Source organism: Corynebacterium sp. HMSC074C11 (assembly GCF_001809455.1).
In the GTDB taxonomy this organism is placed as follows: Bacteria; Actinomycetota; Actinomycetes; order Mycobacteriales; family Mycobacteriaceae; genus Corynebacterium; species Corynebacterium amycolatum.
This window is the reverse complement of sequence record NZ_KV797730.1, coordinates 123,796-140,925: the sequence shown is the minus strand read 5'-3', so window position 1 is coordinate 140,925 and position 17,130 is coordinate 123,796. Positions and strand designations below refer to the sequence as shown.

Sequence of the window (17,130 nt, the reverse complement as noted above, 5' to 3'; positions counted from 1 at the left end):
GAAATCTAGTCATGGCCTTCAAGTCCGTACTTCGCCGCAGCGCCCTCGTCACCGTCTCCGCAGCATCTGCAGTTGCACTTGCTGCTTGTGGCGCCGGTCAGATTTCGCAGACCGCAAATCAGCACCCGGCTGTCGACGGTGCGATGAACGGCGGCGAAGATGCTGCCGGCAAGGGTGCTGAGAACACCAACTCGGCTCTTGGCTTCGTCAACATCCGCGACGCTCACATCCTGGTTGACCCGGAGGCTGGTACCGCTGGTCTGAAGTTCTCCGCCAGCAACCAGCAGCGCGCTGCCGAGTCGGTCTACACGCTGAAGTCCATCACCGTTGAAGGTATCGGCGAGGTTGAGCTGAAGAAGGTCGCTGAGACTCCTTCCTTCGCTAAGGCTGCCAAGGGCGAGAACTCCCTACCGCGTGAGTGCCAGATCGTTGCCGGCCCGAAGTCCGTCATCGATCCGCTGGCTAAGACCGCTAAGGACAACACCGGTTGCATCGCGTACTACACCAATGAGCTGGACCCGAGCACCCTGGTTGGCGACAAGAGCAGCGCTGCCGGCCAGAACCGCGAGGCCACCTTCGAGTTCACTGACCCACAGGGCCAGACCAACACCTACGACCTGGACATCACCGTCTCCGCTGACATTCTGGAAGCTGGCGCACCGAACCGCGGTGCTGACGCCATGATTGAATCCAAGTAAGCGCAGCACGGCGCGGTTCCTGCGCTGTTCACGCGCAGCACACTATTAGCGCTGGTACAGCGCAGTCCTGTCCCGCAAATAACGCGAGGAGCTTCATCGAGCGGGCATGGGCGATTGGTCGCTTGATACGGGCCACGGCGGTACAGTCAGTCCTTGACACATGTCATTGACTCTGCCCTGGCCCGTTCTCGCGTATCTGGGGCAATTTTTTAGCGACATTTCCCGCACATCCCGCACCAAACGTTGTCGGGTCTGTCGCCCCCTCGTTTGAAGCAAAGGCGGTTGCACCGTGGCCAAGACCAAAGACGAAGCCTACGAATGCTCGGCATGCGGTTGGCAGGTGTCGAAATGGGTTGGTCAATGTCCCAACTGCAAAGAGTGGGGCACACTGGAGAAGGTCACTATCCGCTCCAGCAGAGGGAAGTCCGGCTCCACCCTTGAGGACAAAATCGCCACCCGGGCAGCCAAGCAACGTCGCCGAAGTGCTGCCACAACGGAGCCCGGCACGCGAGGTGACCGTCGTAAAGCATCTTCCACTTCCGTCGCGGCTGAGAGCCAGCGTTTAGCACAGCGCGCGCTTGACGACGATGCGGAGGAACGTTTCCTCGCCGAGACATCCGCAACAGATCGAATCCCCACTTCTTCTTCTGAGCTGACGGCCATTACCGGGATTTCCGCCAAAGCTGCGCACGCGGTGCGCACGGGCATCGGTGAGCTGGATCGGGTGCTCGGTTCGGGTATTGTGCCGGGTTCGTTGGTGCTCTTGGCCGGCGAGCCGGGGGTTGGTAAGTCGACGTTGCTGCTTGAAGTGGCCTATCGCTGCGCGGACGGCGATTTGGGGCCGACACTTTACGTCACAGGTGAGGAGTCGGTCGGTCAGGTGCGACTGCGTGCCGAGCGCACTGGCGCGCTGTCGGACTCGCTGTACCTGTCGGCGGTGTCGAATATCGAGGACGTCATCGATCTGACGCTAGAGCTCTCCCCCGGTCTGCTCATTGTGGACTCCGTGCAGACGATGCGTGCCGACGTCGAAGGTGCTCGCGGTGGTGTTGCTCAGGCCCGCGCCGTAACCTCTGCCCTGGCGGCGTTGGCAAAGGAGACCGGGACTGCGATTTTCTTGGTAGGGCACGTGACCAAGGACGGCAATGTGGCCGGCCCGCGCACGATGGAACACCTCGTTGATGTGGTACTCAACTTCGAAGGCGATAGACACTCGGGGCTACGCTTCTTGCGGGGTCTGAAAAACCGCTTCGGCAGCACCGATGAGGTGGGCTGCTTCGAGCAGACCGCGGGCGGTATTGCGGAAGTTGAGGATCCCTCGGGGCTGTTTTTGCATCACCGAACACCGACCTCGGGAACTGCAATTACCGTGGCCATGGATGGCCGCAGACCGCTGCTGGCGGAGGTGCAGGGCCTGGTAATCAACACCGAGGCACATAATCCACGACGCAATGTCTCTGGTCTCGACCCGAGGCGCGTGCCGATGGTCGCGGCCGTGCTGACTGAACACGGTAACTTCAAGCAGTTGGCCCGCATGGAGATGTACGTGTCCACCGTCGGCGGAATGACGCTGTCGGAGCCTGCCGCGGACCTGGCGATTGCGCTGGCACTGGCCTCATCCATGACTAAGCGGACCTTCCAGGACAAAACCATTGCACTCGGCGAACTGGGGTTGGCCGGCGAAGTGCGGCGAGTGACCGATTTGGAGTGGCGCCTTAAGGAAGCTCATCGAATGGGCTTCGACACGGCAATTGTGCCCAGAGGCGCAAAAGGCCCGACAGGGATGCAGCTGCTGGAAGCAGGCACCGTTGCCGAGGCCATTGAGCTTGGGTTAGGAGCTAAGCGCTAGCGCATGTTGAACGTGTAGGCGTCAGAGTTGTTGTCACCAATCACGCCGTAGAAGATGTACGACCCGGAGGGAACTGGGACCCGGTCTTCTTCGGAGCACTTGTTCGGCGCCGAGGTCAGACGCGACCAGGTGGCGGCATAGTTGACTTCCTCGCCCGGTGCCAATAACAGTTCACCGTGGCCTTCGGAGTCATTGCAGTCCACATCCGACCAGACTCGCTCATACGTTGCCAGGTCGTACACCTCGAAGCGCAACTGCTGCTCATCAAGGTTCACGCGGCATTCACCGCCGGTGGGATTGTGGACGGTAATCGCCAGAGTCGGCTGCTCATCGCCGTAGTTCGGCTGATCCGAGGTGGCCGTCACCTGCAGATCTGCAAGGGTACAGTCCTTTTTGCTCGCGAGCGCCGCCTGAGCGTCATCCTTCGCGGAGTCTTCGCTTTCCTTGTCGTCCTTCTTGGCGTCCTTGTCAGACTTGTCAGATTTGTCGTTCTCCGAGTCCTTGTCAGACTTAGGCGCGTAAGGTTCCTTGGGCTGTTCCGGAGGAGTCACCTCTTTCCCGTCATCCCTGGTGACATTCACCGGTTCAGAATCCTCGCTGTCCCGGTTTACCAGTGCGGAAATACCCCAGCCCAGGAGAACGAGGATGATAACGAGCAACACCGCCGCGGCGATACGCCGACGCCGGTAGATTTCTGGAGGCAGCTTATTGGTCACACATTTAGGTTAGCGGGTTCTCGCTGACTCCATGGGTAACGACGGTCTCAGCGCGTCCGTCCTCCAAGCGGTACCGCATACCGACAACGCCTACCTCGCCGGTCTCCAGTCGCGACGAAATCTCCGGAGAGCGATCAATAATGTGATTAACAATCTCGCGCACGTGGCGACGCTCAAATTCGTCGATTTCAGTCTCGCCATCCTTGCGAGCCGCCAGCAGCGACGGGGTGACCTTTTCAATCAGCACACGCTGGAAACCACCCGGCAGTTCGCCACCATCCAGTGCATTCTTCGCCGCAGCCACAGCGCCGCAGGACTCGTGACCGAGAACAATCACCAGCGGAACTCCAAGACCATCAACTGCGAATTCCAGCGAAGCCAGCACCGACAGGTCAGTAATCTCACCGGCAGTACGGATTACAAATACATCGCCCAAGCCCTGATCGAAAATAATCTCCACCGGAGCGCGGGAATCCGAGCAAGCCAGCACAACGGCCTTCGGCTTCTGCCCCTGCGTCAGCTGCTTACGACGAACCAAGTCCTGGCGAGGATGCGCAGTCTTGCTCTCGCAGAAGCGGAGGTTTCCGCGCACCATCGATTGCCATACACTCTCAGGAGTCCTCTCAGAATTGCTCATAGCTATATTGTGCAACGACTCTGCTGTTTATGGGAAAGCGAGAATGTAGATTGAGCTCTGCAATTAACCAATCCGACGACTTCGACGAACACGTCGATGCCGCCTTACGTGATTGGTATCGCACCAACATGCGGCCACTTCCCTGGCGCGAAGAAGGCACTTCACCATGGGCTGTGCTCGTCAGCGAAGTGATGAGTCAACAGACTCCCGTCGCCCGCGTCATCCCCTCCTGGCGCGCCTGGCTGGAAAAATGGCCCACCCCAGCCGATTTGGTAGTCGCGCCCAAGGATGAAGTCCTACGTATGTGGGGAAAACTCGGCTACCCCCGACGTGCACTCCGGCTGCGTGAATGCGCAGAAAAGATCGTCGAAAAGCACGACGGCGAAGTGCCGAGCGACGTGGACACACTGTTAGCCCTTCCGGGGGTAGGAGACTACACCGCTCGGGCGGTAGCGGCGTTTGCCTTTGGCGTGCGTACGCCGGTGGTGGACATCAACGTGCGCCGCGTACTCCGGCGACACCGTCAGGGCACGTACCTACCCGGCATCTCCAAACGCGCCGACATGACGCTCGTCGAAGAGTTCCTACCACTCGACCCCACGACTGCGGCCGAGACTTCCGTCGCACTCATGGAACTCGGCGCTACCGTCTGTCGAACGACACCCGAGTGCGAGGTCTGCCCCATCGCCACCAGTTGCGCATGGATTGCCGCCGGTCGCCCCGAACCCGAAGACCACGAAATCGCCGCTGCTAAACGGCGTGTGCAGAAGTTCGAAGGCACCGACCGTCAAGTCCGGGGCTTGCTTCTCGACGTGCTCCGCGCCGCCGACTCCCCCGTCGAACAGGCCGCTCTGGATGCGGTCTGGGATGATGCGCATCAGCGTTCCCGCGCACTGTTTTCCCTGCTTGACGACGGACTTGCGGAGCAAACCTCCGATGGCCGCTTCCAGTTGCCCCGTTAAAGCCGAGGCAATGCTCCGGTAAAGACCAGATTCGAACAAGTGCGTTGCCTAGAATTAGACACATGAATGCCACGCCCCATCGACCTCAGCGCCAGCGCTGTCTCTTTGGGGCTAGTAAGCGCAGAATTGCGCTGAGCACAGTGCTTGGAGTTGCTCTTCTGGGCTCTAGCGTGGGAACGCTCGGTGGTTGCTCGGCGGTGGATGGTCTAGGAGCGACTGGCTTCGGTTCTTCGGATTCTGACTCTTCTACGGTGAAGCGATTGCCTCCGGGGCAGGTAATTACGAAGACGCCATTTCCGGTCAATACGCCCGCACGCGCACAGCGGGTCGTGTTTTCCTCCACAGGTGCACGCGACCACCGCCAGACAGCCGTGTCCGGCACGATTTTGCAGCCCTACGCCCGATGGTCAGAGAAATCCCCGCGCCCACTGGCAGTAATTGCACCTGGAACTCTCGGCATGGCTGATAACTGTGCCAGTTCGGTCGCCCTGCGTTACGAAGCGCCTCCGACGCCTCCGGCACCTCAGCTGCTGGCACAGGGATGGAATGTTGCCATTGTGGATTACCAGGGGCTCGGCACGCCTGGGGTACATCCGTATCTCAACCGTGAGATTGCCGGGAATAACACGCTCGATATGGCGCGAGCGGCTATTGAGACTTTACAACTACCTGCAGATACTCCCATTGCGCTGTTCGGCTACTCACAGGGCGGAGGCGCCACCGCTGCAGCCGCCGAGCTAGCCGATGCGTACGCCTCGGAGCTGAACATCCGCGCTGTTTACGCCGGGGCTATTCCGGCCGATCTCACCGACACTGCACTGCATATTCGCGGCTCGGCGCTGGCGGGGCTCGTCGGTTACTTCATGAACGGCTTGATTGCAGAGTACCCAGAGACAAAAGAACCGATCGAGCGCATGCTGAGCCCGCTGGGGCAGGATTTCCTGAAGCTCACGGCCGATGAATGCATTGGCGCCACTGTCGAACGTTGGCCTCGCAATGACACCAAGGCATTCACGGCCAACGACTTAGGAATAGCGGAAAATCTGCGCTCGCCGGAGCTCTCCCCCGTCGTTCGGCGCCACGTGGAAGAACAAGCTCTGGGGACAAAGACTCCCAGTATGCCCGTATTCGTTACCCATAACGCATTGGATGATGTGCTACCCGTGACGTCGGCACGCGAACTTGTGCAGAAATGGCAAAAGGCCGGCTCCGACATCACCTACGTGGAGGTCGATACTGACCTCGGTGATGGGACGCACGGCCTTGCCTACGTGCTCACCCACGAAGAGATGCTTGCGTGGGTGAATCAGAAAATGGGGTACTAGCGGCGACAACCGCCGCTTTCCTCCATCTAGCAAGTACAGCTACTTTTTCTTCCAGCGACCACGGAAGGTCAAGCCCTTGCCCAGTCGGACGGTGTAACCGCCACGGCTGTTAATGGTCACCGGACCGATACGCTTCGAACCAGAGACTCCCGAACCCGAGTAGTTCAGCCACGTGTCCTTGTCCAGGTTCTGCTTCTTGCGAAATTGGATCCCCATTTAGTTCTCTCCCTCGGAGTTATCAGATTCGGTCTCTGCCTCGGCAGTGGCCTGATCGACAGTAGCTTTGATGTCGCCAGATACAAACGCTCAGGATACCGTCAGCACTGCCGAGAACGCCCGTCATCTTCCTCAGAATCGGCCAAGGCACCGCCCATCGGCATCAACGTTACCGACCTTGCCCCATATTGGTGAAGGTAACTTCGCCTTGCAGATGCCCCTTGAACTCGCCGTTCCTGCGCCATAGATGCCTCAATCCGTTATTTGTGACCGATTCTAATGAGCTCATGAAACCGGCCGCTGCCACGGCATCCCGAACAATGACGACAGCTAGTTAGTGCAGACCGTCTAAGGATGAAAATGGTTCCTCGGCCACGATGTCATGCAAGGGCACGCGAACCCATGGAGATTCACTGTTAGCAAGCAACTCGGTGAGCCGTTGCGATTGGTCTTTCATCGCAGCGGCAACGTCGGGCTCACCATCACTCGCCCAGATCATTCGTCCCCACCAGAAGCTTGCGGCTACGTCAGCCCACGACACGAAGTAGCGCTGCAACGCCGCCACGGCCTTATCGGAAATCTGAAGGAACTCTTCTGGAGAGATCCATCCCAGCTCCGTTGCCGCACCACCAACGCTGTGAATTCGGATTATGTCCCATGCGCGAGTAGTGGCGGGCAATGCCGGGGCTGCTGCTTTGGCAAAGTTTTCGGAGCGCAACATCCGTACGAGGTAGCGGAACTTATGTTCTGCACCACGCGGATCCACGCCTTGGACAACAAAGAAGTCTTTCAGAAACTCGATCCGCTCCTCCATCTCTGCCTCGAGCTCGTTCTCAGAGATGTCCTTCACTGCATATGCGAGCGGTAAAAGCAGGTCATTTTCCACATGCTGGTTGCCCTCAAGCAGGGCATCAATAACCTGATGCGCTTCCTGGGCACCGGTGACCCCCCAGTTTTGCTCGAGAGATGCTTTGTAGTACTTGACCGCCCTTGCGTTGATGTTCTCAACCCCTAGCGGGGTCGCAAACGCCTTATTGTGCTTGTACGTCATTCCCCACGAGTGGCGGCGCACTTCATCTTTGCTCGGCGCCGGTTCCGGCCACGGGAACTTGGCAAACCTGTAAAGCGAAGAATCATCAAACTTTGCTGGGGTGAATGTAGGGCTCATATCCTCACAAAGTACCGAGGTTTCGGGGTTGAGTCAGTGTTACTTCACGCACCACCCCACACCTGGGATGAGTTATGTCATAGTACTGAACGTCAGGCGCGGTTTTTATTGTGTTGCTAGTCTCGTGTGCATGACAGGATCCCAGATTGCATTGACCGACCGGCCAGATCTCGGTGCCGCACTTGAACGTGCCGGTAATTCCGGGATTGTGCGCACTGCCGCCGTCGCTGTTGTAGAAGGTCTTGGTGTCGACGAGATTGTGCTCGAGGCCGCCGCTACAAAAACCAGTGGAGTCGATGGCGCAGCGTTCGTCACCAACCGAAGAATTCTCGTGACCGCCAACAAGAAAGATCCGTCTCAATTCGAGTTCCTTGAACTCGACAACCTCGCCAATGTAATCGTTCTGCCTTACAAGGGTGGCTGGGCCGTCGTGGCCCAGCTCTACAACACATATAAAGTGTGGAGCGGTTTCACAGAAAAAGCTGCGAAACGTGTGCAATTTGCTGCCCAGTGGGCCCTGACCGCAGGCCGAGAGGCACGAACGGAGGCCTCGCGTGCAGTGTCGTCGACGGAGCTTTTTGAGCGATGGAAAGAAAACAAGCACCGTCTCAATCGCAATAGTTTGGAAGAGCTTGCAGGGTCGATGCGCTCCCTGTATTCCGACATTGATTCACGGTGGTGGACTGAATAATGATTCGACTTGCATACCCGGGTTCGCCCGACCGCTTTAATGGGGCAGAAGACACATCACACATCGAGCAAAACCTGGCTATTGCGGAAAATGGCTATCGCCATTACATCAAGCATGGCTCATTACTAGAAACTGGAGCATCTCCGGCAAATACGACTGCTACCTCCAGGTCAAACTCCAGCGCGGGCACGACAGGTGCTCAGACCAGCGGCGCATCGAAAGGTCTCAGTGTAAAGAAGCAGCTATTACTCCTCCCCTTAGTGATAGCGGGCATCGTGGTGCTAGCGATTGCCTACGTTGCAGCTAAAGACGCGCTCTTTAGTGACAAGTCAGACGAGTCCGCTGCTCCCGCACAGTCCGCCGCTGAAGCACCTGCCAATCCCGGCGCTTCCAACGGTGGCGCTACCGGTGCCACTGGTGGGGATACCGCTGGCGGCCTCACCCCTGCCGACCACGCACCCGAACCGATTGCTAGTTTCGTGCGGGCCTGCACAGACTATGAAGTGGTGTTTAGCTACTATGGTGCGGATAGTGCCCCCGCCCCACAGGCAATGGGTACCAACTGTTCCGTGGATACTACGAAGGCACCCGACGTTGGTTACGTAGTCTTCACCGATGACCCTGCCGCCACCGCCGCCGTTCGTGACGGCAAGCCCGTCTTGGATGCCGTTGAGATTCCGGCAGAATCAACGCGCGGTTCCACATTCAAGGCGCAGCGAGTGGAGTCCCTCATCACAGTTGCGGAAATCCTCCCAGAGGACCAGGGAATCGTTGAGTACATGATCAAAAATGATGACCCTGAAGTAGCAAAGAAAGCATTGGTCGACCTCGGCGTGGCCAAGTAGAACTACAACTCTCCGCGCTTTTAGGAAAGACCGCATATAGACACACTGCCGCCCCAGTTCCTCCTCCCATAATGGAGTCGGAACTGGGGCGGCAGTGTTCGTTGGTACTGCTAGCGGCTAAACCTCTTAGAGCGGCTGGCCAGCACCCGCACCAGCCGGTGGCGGGTTGTGGCCGTCGTCATCGGAGTCCGAACCGGACTCTAGGTCGGTTCCAGCGGCGGTGGAACCGCCGTCACCCGGTACATCCGGGGTGATGATATCGGACTCGCTGGTACCAGCGCTGCCGAGAACGTCCTTGTCTTCCTCAGACTCCCCCAGAGCACCGCCGTCGGCATCAACGTTCCCGGCCTTGCCCTTGTTGGTGAAGGTGAACTTCGCCTTGTCGACGTCCTTGGACTCGCCATCCCAGCCTTCGACATCGATGAAGACGGTCTCGCCGAGACCAACCTCACCGTAGAGAATCTTCTCGGAGAGCTGATCCTCAATCTCGCGCTGGATGGTGCGACGCAGCGGACGGGCACCGAGCACCGGATCAAAGCCACGCTTGGCCAGCAGGTTCTTGGCGCGGTCGGAAATCTCCATGGTGATGCGCTTCTCACCGAGCTGGTCGCTGACGCGGGCCAGCATGAGGTCGACCATCTGAACAATCTCGGCCTGGCTCAGCTGCTTGAAGACCACAATCTCGTCGATACGGTTCAGGAACTCCGGACGGAAGTGCTTCTTCAGCTCGTCGTGGACCTTGTCCTTCATCCGCTCGTACTTGCCGTCTTCATCGGCCTCGCCGACGCCCGAGAAGCCCATACCAACAGCCTTGGAAATGTCGCTGGTACCCAGGTTCGAGGTGAAGATCAGAACCGTGTTCTTGAAGTCCACCACTCGCCCCTGAGAGTCAGTCAGACGACCGTCTTCCAGGACCTGCAGCAAGGTGTTGTAAATCTCCTTGTGGGCCTTCTCAATCTCGTCGAAAAGCACGACGGAGAACGGCTTACGGCGCACCTTCTCAGTGAGCTGGCCGCCCTCTTCGTAGCCGACGTATCCGGGAGGAGCACCGAAGAGGCGCGAAGCGGTGAAGCGGTCGTGGAACTCACCCATATCAATCTGAATGAGGGCGTCTTCCTCACCGAAGAGGAACTCCGCCAGGGCCTTCGACAGCTCGGTCTTACCAACACCGGACGGGCCGGCGAAGATAAACGAACCGGACGGACGCTTCGGGTCCTTCAGACCAGCGCGGGTACGACGAATAGCGCGGGAGACAGCACTGACGGCCTCTTCCTGACCGATAATGCGCTTGTGCAGCTCATCCTCCATGCGCAGCAGACGCGAGGACTCTTCCTCGGTGAGCTTGAACACCGGAATGCCAGTCCAGGAAGCCAGGACCTCCGCAATCTGCTCCTCACCAATCTCAGCGATGGTGTCGGACTCGCCCGCACGCCACTTCTTCTCGCGCTCGCGGCGCTCTTCGCCCAGCTTGCGCTCCTTGTCGCGCAGACCAGCTGCCTTCTCAAAGTCCTGCTCGTCGATGGCGGCTTCCTTCTGGCGGCGCACATCGGCGATCTTGGAGTCAATCTCCTGCAGGTCAGCCGGGGCAGTCATGCGCTTGATGCGCATGCGAGCACCGGCCTCATCGATCAGGTCAACGGCCTTATCCGGCAGGAAGCGGTCGTTGATGTAGCGGTCGGAGAGCGTAGCTGCGGCAACCAGAGCCTTGTCCGAGATGGATACGCGGTGGTGAGCCTCGTACTTATCGCGGACACCGCGCAGAATCTCGATAGTGAGATCCACACTCGGCTCCGGCACGTTCACCGGCTGGAAACGACGCTCAAGAGCGGCGTCCTTCTCAATGTGCTTACGGTACTCATCCAAAGTGGTAGCACCGATGGTCTGCAGCTCACCGCGAGCCAGCTTCGGCTTCAGAATCGAGGCTGCATCAATTGCGCCCTCGGCGGCACCGGCACCAACCAGCGTGTGAATCTCGTCAATAAACAGGATGATGTCACCGCGCTGGTTAATCTCCTTGAGCACCTTCTTCAGACGCTCCTCGAAGTCACCGCGGTAACGGGAACCCGCAACCAGCGAGCCCAGGTCGAGAGAGTAAAGCTGCTTATCCTTCAGCGTCTCCGGCACACGACCGTTGACAATGTCCAGTGCAAGCCCCTCCACGACGGCGGTCTTACCAACACCAGGCTCACCAATCAGCACAGGGTTGTTCTTGGTGCGACGAGAAAGAACCTGCATAATGCGCTCGATTTCTTTCTCGCGGCCAATAACCGGATCCAGCTTGCCCTCACGTGCAGCAACGGTCAGGTTACGACCGAACTGATCAAGCACCAGCGAACCCGACTGGTGGTTACCCTCCTGCACACGAGCGCCGGAAGTAGCACCGACCGGACGCTGCTCCGGAGAACCATCGGACTCATCGCCCTGGAAACCGCTGAGCAGCTGAATAACCTGCTGACGTACGCGCGGCAGGTCAGCGCCGAGCTTAACCAGGACCTGAGCAGCAACACCTTCGCCCTCACGAATCAGGCCGAGCAGCAGGTGCTCAGTACCGATGTACTTGTGACCCAGCTGCAGAGCCTCGCGCAGAGAGTACTCCAGCACCTTCTTTGCACGCGGGGTAAACGGCACGTGACCGCTCGGCGGCTGGGAGCCACGACCAATAATGTCGACTACCTCAGAGCGCACAGCATCCAGGGAAATACCCATGGACTCCAGCGCCTTGGCAGCTACACCGTCGCCTTCACTAATCAGGCCGAGCAGGATGTGCTCCGTACCGATGTAATTGTGATTGAGCTCGCGTGCCTCATCCTGTGCCAGGACGACAACGCGACGTGCTCGGTCCGTAAACCTCTCGAACATCACTGCCCTTTCAAGTGTCTATTTTTGCCGTAATTCAATAAAGGTTGTTTCACCTAGCTTAAACGCGACGCGACGCATATTAATCCCTATAGCCGTACGCCAGTAGCGAACAGACTGGTCGAGAGGGGTGCAACGGCAGTTTCATCCTGGATCGGACGCCTAGTTGTTCACGCGGTCGTCGTGGCCATCATCCCGGTCGTCATCATCGTCGTCCCGATCGTCGTCCACGCTCTCGGTCGAAGTCACCGTAGTGGTCTCGACAGGTGCCGGATCGACGTCATCGCTATCGCCACAAGCTGCAAGACCGAAGGCCGCACCGGTTGCGACTGCTCCGACTACGGCAACTCGGGTCGCCGAAATACGTAGGAAAGTTTGATGCTTGAGACTGGACTTCATGGGTTCCCCTAAGTCATATCGGATGGCCCCACCCTCCACTACTGCGACGAGGACGCAGTCGGATTGGAACATCTTTCAAGAACTTTTTCTAGAGAAATTACCTCAAAACGGAGACTCTAAGTACGGCGACAACATTTCTCGAGACAGAAAAAGCCCCGCACTTTTGAACGTACTCCCTGGTCACACCTCAGGTCTTTACAACTATTCGTTTCTGATAAAAAAATTTTGCAAAAAGCTACACAAAAGTGACCTAGGACACTTATTCTTACTGTAAAAGAAACTAAATCGGCGGTCCTACCGATGAGGTTTCGCCTGATTAGGCCTCTCCGAAGACCACAGGACATGAACCACGGAAGATGAGTGACTATGACATCTAATCCACAGACCTCGATTTTCAATAAGGTGCGCAAAGCTTCGCGAGCTACCTCGGACCTCGTTCTCGGACTCGCACCGGTGACGCAGGCTGGCGTCCTCGGCTCGATGGGACCCGGCGCTGCTGGAAAGGCATTGAATTCCATCTACCGTTGGGACTTCCTGCCAGCTGGTCTCCTCGGCATTGCAGCCGGCCGCGACCCGCACCACACCGCGATTATTGATGACGGCGGCTCGCTGACCTACGAAGAACTGCACGAGCGCTCCACTGCCCTGGCTCGAGCACTCCGCCACGGTGATATTCAGCAGCGCAACCGCATCGGCGTGCTGGCTCGCAACCACCGCGGTTTCATTATGGCGCTGTGTGCCCACGGTCGCCTCGGCACCGACCTGGTACTGCTCAACACCGGCGCCTCTGCCGAGCAGACTCTGGCCGTGATTCGTGAGCAGAAGATTGACTTCCTGTTCATTGATGAGGAATTCACTCACATGTTGCCGGAGGACTTCGATGAGTGCCCGGTCGCAGTGTCGTGGTTCGAAAACTACGGTGACACCTCCTGTGTTCGCGAGGGCTGGACCTCCATGCAGGAGATGCTGAAGACGGCACCGCCGGCAAAGTGGCCAACCGCCGAGCTGCCAAGCCGTCCACGCCGTGGCCGCGTTATTATTCTGACTTCCGGAACCACCGGCACGCCAAAGGGCGCCAAGCGTCCGGAGCCGCGCAGCTGGATGCCGGCATCGTCCATCATGAGCCGCATTCCGCTGCGCCAGCGTCGCCCGGCTTACCTTGCGGCTCCGCTGTTCCACACCTGGGGATTCGCAACTGCACAGCTGTGCATCGCACTGCGTTCCACCATGATCATGCGCCGCAAGTTCGATCCTGCCGACAGTCTCCGCATTATCGAGCAGCACTCTCCGCACACCATCTTCCTGGTGCCGACCATGCTGCAGCGCATGATTGAGATTCTCCCGGAGAACTACGACATCGGCGCGACATCGCTGAAGGTCATCGCATCCTGTGGCTCGGCCATTCCGGAGGGAATTGTCACTAAGACCCTCGAGCGTTTCGGACCGGTTCTCTACAACCAGTACGGCTCCACCGAGGTCAGCTGGGCAACCATTGCTACCCCGGATGAGCTCAAGGCAAACCCGACCACGGCAGGTCGCGCACCACTAGGCACTCGTGTCCAGATTCTCGACGAAGACGGCAACCGCGTTGCCGATGGCGAGACCGGTCGGATCTTCGTGGGCAACAACATGTTGTACGAGGGCTACACCCGCCCCGGCGCGGACAAGCAGGTCATTGACGGCATGGTCTGCACCGGTGACCTGGGTCGAATGGAAAATGGCCTGCTCTACATCTCCGGTCGCGAGGACGACATGATTGTCTCCGGTGGCGAGAACGTCTTCCCACGTCAGACCGAAGATGCACTCAGCCAGCTCGAGGGTATCCGCGAGTGCGCAGTCGCAGGTGTTCCGGATGAGCGCTTCGGTCAGGCCCTGGTCGCCTGGGTTGTCCGCGACGACTCCCCTGAGGGCCGTGCCCTGACTAATGAGCAGATTCGCACATATGTCAAGCAGCACCTCAGCCGATTCGCCGTTCCGCGCGAGACCGTGTTCCTCGATGAACTGCCACGCAACGCAGTCGGCAAGGTGGTTCCTCGCCACCTGCCGAAGCCGTGGGAGAATGTCACCGAGGAGAAGGTGGCTTAGGGCGCAGGGACCGTCGTAAAGCGAACGGCAGACACGAAAAGGACGCGGTAAAAACTTCCGTTATGGAAGTTACCGCGTCCTTTTTGCGTGTCCTAGGAAGAACTAGAGCTGATTAGCCAGCGTTCAAAACACCGTAGTCCGTGACGGGCTCACGGAAAATCTCTTCGCCGTCCTGGGTCACGGTTACCGCATTCGGAGTGACGGTATACGTGTAGCCACCATTTTTCGCGACAGCACGGTTCCCGGAGAAACTATCTACTGTGTACGCATCCGGGGTATCCGAAATCTCACCGAAGTCACCAATGTAATGGTGCTGCTGGCGGTTATTGGAGTTCTCACAAATCACGGCCTTACCCGAAGAAGTCTCCGCCAACACACGCGCGTAATACCCACCCGAGCAGCGAGCGGTACTGCCAACCCAACCTTTGGCATCGATATCATCGCGATTCATACCGAACGCACGAAGACCAAAATTTCCCCGCTGCGTAGTGGTAGGAGCGCTGCTCTCCGGCTGCTTCGTCGTTTCCGGCTCGACGGTCTGGGTATAGGTTTCCGTGTACGTCTCCACCGGCGCCGGGGACGCAGTGCTTGACGACGAGTCCCCTGCCGCAACCGTATCGGGAGACTGCGGGGAATTATCGGAGGAATTATTCAGGTAGTACGCGCCACCGATACCGGCGACCGCTGCAAGTGCGACACCGACGATGCCCAAAACCACGTACAGACCGTTGTTGCTCTTCTGCTCAGGTACCGGAGCCTGCTGATAAGCCGGATACTGCTGGGGTGAACCTCCCTGGTTCGGCCCCTGCGACTGGTACTGGTACTGAGGCTGGTACTCGTCTTGAGCCCCACCCTGCGGCTGCTCCCAGGCAGATGTTGCATAACCGTCCTGCTCCCAATCCTGCGGGGAGGACGAACGCGGGTTGTACTGGTCGGTCATCGCTAAATTCCTTATTTCTTCAGAGCCACACTTGTGCTCGGCCAATAACGTGGTGGCTTGCGACTTCGCCCACAGCGGAACTTGCCACTACGTATTTTCCATTAACACTATGCGTTGCCCAGCGTACCCTGCTAGAAGCTAGCACTAGCTCAGAGCGGCACTTTGTTCTTGAAGAAATTGACGTAGTTCCGATCGGAGATCTTTCCCAGCATAAACTCTGGCTCCAACCCGAACATCGACCAACGAGTCTTCGTTGACCAGGCCAGCGACTGCGGTGTTGTGGTGCGGTGGTAGCTGATCTGGTAACCGTCAGTGTGCACTCGAATCTGCGTGTATCCACCAGGATAGCCAAGTGCAGCACCCCGCTCACAGAAGTCCGTATCCCCATAGTCAGCGATACCACGACGGCTGCGGTGCGTATGACCAGCGAACACACCTTTGGCACCCGGCGTGGCAGCCAGGATCTCCTGGAAAATCTTGGCCTGCTGAGCCTCGACCATGAATGCCTCACCACCGAAATGCGAACGCACCGCATCCTGAGTAAACGGGTGGTGCGCAAACAAAATTGTCGGACGCTCTGGATCCTCTGCTAGTTCAGCACGCAATGCACGCATCTGGCGCTCATTAATACGCCCACCTGCATAACCAAACTCGGCAGTATCAACACCGATGAGACGCACTTCGCCGACGCGAGTCGACCAGTGCTGCTGCGTCGGCACAAGACGCTGGCTGAAGTAATCCGGAACCGCGGTCTTGCCCTTGCGGATTCCGCGTCCCCGGAAACCATTGATATTGGGCAGTCCGGGCGGGTGCACATCGTGATTACCACGGGTGACAAACCAGTTTTTCCCAAACTCACCGAAAGTATCCAAAACCCTGATGAGCTCGTCATACTCCTCAGGACGGTTGCTATCCGTGCAATCGCCATTGACGACGAGAGTATCTAACCCGGCAGCCTTTACCGTGTCCACCAGTCCCTGCAATTGCATAGAGGCGAAAGGCTGCTCTCCTGGATCAGAGGAAAGACCGAGGTTGCCAATGCGAATGCCGTCATGATTGGGCTTACCAATGTGTGTGTCATTCGTCAGCGCGAACGTCGCCAAATGTGCACCCGCCAACGCTGGCAGAGTACTTACGACGCCTGTCTTCTCCGGCGCCGTCTTGCTCAAGGTGATATTCAGCGATGGGACCGCGCGGCAGTTGTGGGACCAGCACTCAAAGCGGTACTCCCGTCCCGGCTCCAACCCGTCAATGACCACATGGTGGTAGCCCGACTCTGAGTACCCCTCGTGCACGAGCTCTAGCTGCGTTGAATCCGTTGGAGCAAGCAGCACCCGCTCATCCGAAGGAACGGTCGGCTTAATAAAGCCATACGCTGTCTGCACTCCCGGAGCATATGTTGCCCATGTAAATGCCACTGACGTATCTGTAACAGTAATGACCTCCAAGTCGCTAGCCAGTACCTGCCACGACTTGGAATCCGACTGGGTAAGCCCCAGCCCCGACGTGACGTACTCCAGGCCGTACGCTCCCGAGGTTTTCGCGACGGCCATTGAACTTGCAGCAAGAGTTGCAACAGAGAGGTAGGCCCGGCGGGAAATGCTCATGGCCAATAAGCCTAGAACCTAAAGATGAAAAATAGATGAACTCTTCCTCTAATCTCGGAAAAATAGGAGCACAACAACAAAAAACACACGACTACAACAGCGCAAAATAAAACACCGCCCTACCAGGTCATGGAAG

15 protein-coding genes are annotated in these 17,130 nt (G+C 58.2%); 7 read left to right on the top strand and 8 right to left on the bottom strand.

The annotated features are described in order from the left end of the window. Positions 1–11: 11 nt before the first annotated feature. Together HMPREF2614_RS05935 and radA are read left to right on the top strand one after the other, a co-directional pair. A complete protein-coding gene (locus HMPREF2614_RS05935) occupies positions 12–698 on the top strand; it encodes a hypothetical protein (protein WP_070560473.1) in 687 nt (228 codons plus the stop codon). Positions 699–987: 289 nt separating this feature from the next. After that, positions 988–2,547: a DNA repair protein RadA gene (radA, locus tag HMPREF2614_RS05930; protein ID WP_070560471.1), complete on the top strand. Its 1,560-nt coding sequence runs from the start codon at positions 988–990 to the stop codon at positions 2,545–2,547. Here the strand turns inward: radA and HMPREF2614_RS05925 are convergent. Beyond that, positions 2,544–3,263 carry a hypothetical protein gene (locus HMPREF2614_RS05925; RefSeq protein WP_070560469.1) on the bottom strand — a complete coding sequence of 240 codons (720 nt, stop codon included), beginning with the start codon at positions 3,261–3,263 and terminating at the stop codon, positions 2,544–2,546. The genes radA and HMPREF2614_RS05925 overlap by 4 nt on opposite strands. 4 nt (positions 3,264–3,267) lie before the next feature. Then, complete coding sequence (locus HMPREF2614_RS05920) at positions 3,268–3,900, bottom strand: carbonic anhydrase (protein ID WP_038626595.1); 633 nt, start codon at positions 3,898–3,900, stop codon at positions 3,268–3,270. Positions 3,901–3,929: 29 nt separating this feature from the next. Between HMPREF2614_RS05920 and HMPREF2614_RS05915 the strand changes: the two genes are divergently transcribed. Then, on the top strand, positions 3,930–4,862 hold the full coding sequence (locus tag HMPREF2614_RS05915) for an HhH-GPD family protein (RefSeq protein WP_070560467.1): 933 nt from the start codon (positions 3,930–3,932) through the stop codon (positions 4,860–4,862). A 62-nt stretch (positions 4,863–4,924) separates the two neighbouring features. After that, positions 4,925–6,187 carry a lipase family protein gene (locus HMPREF2614_RS05910; protein WP_224786627.1) on the top strand — a complete coding sequence of 421 codons (1,263 nt, stop codon included), beginning with the start codon at positions 4,925–4,927 and terminating at the stop codon, positions 6,185–6,187. Positions 6,188–6,226: 39 nt separating this feature from the next. Here HMPREF2614_RS05910 and HMPREF2614_RS11110 read toward each other — a convergent pair whose 3' ends face one another. Next, positions 6,227–6,403, bottom strand: coding sequence for a hypothetical protein (locus tag HMPREF2614_RS11110; RefSeq protein ID WP_005510144.1), 177 nt, complete (start codon positions 6,401–6,403; stop codon positions 6,227–6,229). Between the two features lie 334 nt (positions 6,404–6,737). After that, complete coding sequence (locus HMPREF2614_RS05905) at positions 6,738–7,571, bottom strand: DUF1266 domain-containing protein (protein ID WP_070560465.1); 834 nt, start codon at positions 7,569–7,571, stop codon at positions 6,738–6,740. A gap of 130 nt (positions 7,572–7,701) precedes the next feature. On the opposite strand from HMPREF2614_RS05905, the gene HMPREF2614_RS05900 reads away from it, so the two are divergent. Further along, positions 7,702–8,262 carry a hypothetical protein gene (locus tag HMPREF2614_RS05900; RefSeq protein WP_049180937.1) on the top strand — a complete coding sequence of 187 codons (561 nt, stop codon included), beginning with the start codon at positions 7,702–7,704 and terminating at the stop codon, positions 8,260–8,262. Beyond that, the gene (locus HMPREF2614_RS05895; protein ID WP_038626603.1) at positions 8,262–9,107 is read left to right on the top strand and encodes a hypothetical protein; all 846 of its coding nucleotides are present in this window, start codon (positions 8,262–8,264) and stop codon (positions 9,105–9,107) included. Before HMPREF2614_RS05900 ends, HMPREF2614_RS05895 begins: the two co-directional genes overlap by 1 nt. Before the next feature lie 126 nt (positions 9,108–9,233). On the opposite strand, the gene HMPREF2614_RS05890 is transcribed toward HMPREF2614_RS05895, so the two are convergent. Both HMPREF2614_RS05890 and HMPREF2614_RS05885 read right to left on the bottom strand, forming a co-directional pair. Further along, complete coding sequence (locus HMPREF2614_RS05890) at positions 9,234–11,966, bottom strand: ATP-dependent Clp protease ATP-binding subunit (RefSeq protein ID WP_038626605.1); 2,733 nt, start codon at positions 11,964–11,966, stop codon at positions 9,234–9,236. A gap of 159 nt (positions 11,967–12,125) precedes the next feature. After that, positions 12,126–12,362, bottom strand: coding sequence for a hypothetical protein (locus HMPREF2614_RS05885; RefSeq protein WP_049180939.1), 237 nt, complete (start codon positions 12,360–12,362; stop codon positions 12,126–12,128). A 366-nt stretch (positions 12,363–12,728) separates the two neighbouring features. On the opposite strand from HMPREF2614_RS05885, the gene HMPREF2614_RS05880 reads away from it, so the two are divergent. Beyond that, the gene (locus tag HMPREF2614_RS05880; RefSeq protein WP_070560463.1) at positions 12,729–14,447 is read left to right on the top strand and encodes an AMP-binding protein; all 1,719 of its coding nucleotides are present in this window, start codon (positions 12,729–12,731) and stop codon (positions 14,445–14,447) included. Between the two features lie 112 nt (positions 14,448–14,559). Here the strand turns inward: HMPREF2614_RS05880 and HMPREF2614_RS05875 are convergent, their stop codons facing one another. Continuing rightward, positions 14,560–15,387, bottom strand: coding sequence for a hypothetical protein (locus tag HMPREF2614_RS05875; protein ID WP_070560461.1), 828 nt, complete (start codon positions 15,385–15,387; stop codon positions 14,560–14,562). 149 nt (positions 15,388–15,536) lie between these two features. Beyond that, positions 15,537–16,994, bottom strand: coding sequence for a purple acid phosphatase family protein (locus HMPREF2614_RS05870; RefSeq protein ID WP_070560458.1), 1,458 nt, complete (start codon positions 16,992–16,994; stop codon positions 15,537–15,539). Between the last annotated feature and the right edge of the window lie 136 nt (positions 16,995–17,130).

Bases quoted from the DNA above. Each gene is read 5' to 3' on its own strand.
- HMPREF2614_RS05870 (WP_070560458.1), bottom strand. From the start codon at position 16,994: ATGAGCATTTCCCGCCGGGCCTACCTCTCTGTTGCAACTCTTGCTGCA.
- HMPREF2614_RS05920 (WP_038626595.1), bottom strand. From the start codon at position 3,900: ATGAGCAATTCTGAGAGGACTCCTGAGAGTGTATGGCAATCGATGGTG.
- HMPREF2614_RS05880 (WP_070560463.1), top strand. From the start codon at position 12,729: ATGACATCTAATCCACAGACCTCGATTTTCAATAAGGTGCGCAAAGCT.
- HMPREF2614_RS05905 (WP_070560465.1), bottom strand. From the start codon at position 7,571: ATGAGCCCTACATTCACCCCAGCAAAGTTTGATGATTCTTCGCTTTAC.
- HMPREF2614_RS11110 (WP_005510144.1), bottom strand. From the start codon at position 6,403: ATGGGGATCCAATTTCGCAAGAAGCAGAACCTGGACAAGGACACGTGG.
- HMPREF2614_RS05890 (WP_038626605.1), bottom strand. From the start codon at position 11,966: ATGTTCGAGAGGTTTACGGACCGAGCACGTCGCGTTGTCGTCCTGGCA.
- HMPREF2614_RS05900 (WP_049180937.1), top strand. From the start codon at position 7,702: ATGACAGGATCCCAGATTGCATTGACCGACCGGCCAGATCTCGGTGCC.
- HMPREF2614_RS05910 (WP_224786627.1), top strand. From the start codon at position 4,925: ATGAATGCCACGCCCCATCGACCTCAGCGCCAGCGCTGTCTCTTTGGG.
- HMPREF2614_RS05885 (WP_049180939.1), bottom strand. From the start codon at position 12,362: ATGAAGTCCAGTCTCAAGCATCAAACTTTCCTACGTATTTCGGCGACC.
- HMPREF2614_RS05935 (WP_070560473.1), top strand. From the start codon at position 12: ATGGCCTTCAAGTCCGTACTTCGCCGCAGCGCCCTCGTCACCGTCTCC.
- HMPREF2614_RS05895 (WP_038626603.1), top strand. From the start codon at position 8,262: ATGATTCGACTTGCATACCCGGGTTCGCCCGACCGCTTTAATGGGGCA.
- HMPREF2614_RS05915 (WP_070560467.1), top strand. From the start codon at position 3,930: ATGGGAAAGCGAGAATGTAGATTGAGCTCTGCAATTAACCAATCCGAC.
- HMPREF2614_RS05875 (WP_070560461.1), bottom strand. From the start codon at position 15,387: ATGACCGACCAGTACAACCCGCGTTCGTCCTCCCCGCAGGATTGGGAG.